Origin of the sequence: Flammeovirga aprica JL-4, from assembly GCF_012844305.1 — a bacterium.
GTDB lineage: Bacteria > Bacteroidota > Bacteroidia > Cytophagales > Flammeovirgaceae > Flammeovirga > Flammeovirga aprica.
Genome location: NZ_JABANE010000461.1, coordinates 1 through 500 on the forward strand (window position 1 = coordinate 1; position 500 = coordinate 500).

General features: G+C 56.6%; 1 protein-coding gene. It reads right to left on the reverse strand.

Going from position 1 to position 500, the window contains the following annotated elements:
- The coding region (tsaE, locus tag HHU12_RS34950) for a tRNA (adenosine(37)-N6)-threonylcarbamoyltransferase complex ATPase subunit type 1 TsaE (protein WP_169661263.1) at positions 1-317 on the reverse strand (317 nt) is incomplete at its 3' end.
- Positions 318-500: the final 183 nt, after the last annotated feature.

Consider the following 500-nt stretch of genomic DNA (forward strand, 5'->3'; position numbering starts at 1 on the left):
CTGTTTGCGGCAAACAGTTCGTCAAGCCCCGCGTCTTCCCATTCTTCGGGGAACGAGAAGCGGTAGAGGTCGAAATGGTGCAGGGTGAAGCGTTCCAGCGGATAAGATTCGACGATGGCGTAGGTCGGGCTTTTGACTGCGCCCTGATGACCCAATCCGCGCAGGATGCCGCGTGTCAGCGTGGTTTTGCCCGCACCCAAATCCCCTTCGAGATAAATGACCAGCGGTGCGTTTAAACGGGAAGACCACGCCGCACCCAAATCGAGTGTGGCGGCTTCGTCGGCAAGGAATCGGGAAACGGGAGGAAAATCAGACATAGGGGCTTTACAACTTTTATGTGGCGGATCGGAGGGGCAGGCGGTCGGCAAACCGTGCGCCCGGCGGCAGCATTGCCGTACATTATAACAGCCAAATCCGCATCCTGCTTTCAGACGGCAACGGCTGTCAAGAAAAAGCGGCGCGTGTACAATACGCGGATTGTATGTTTAGGACGGATTGGA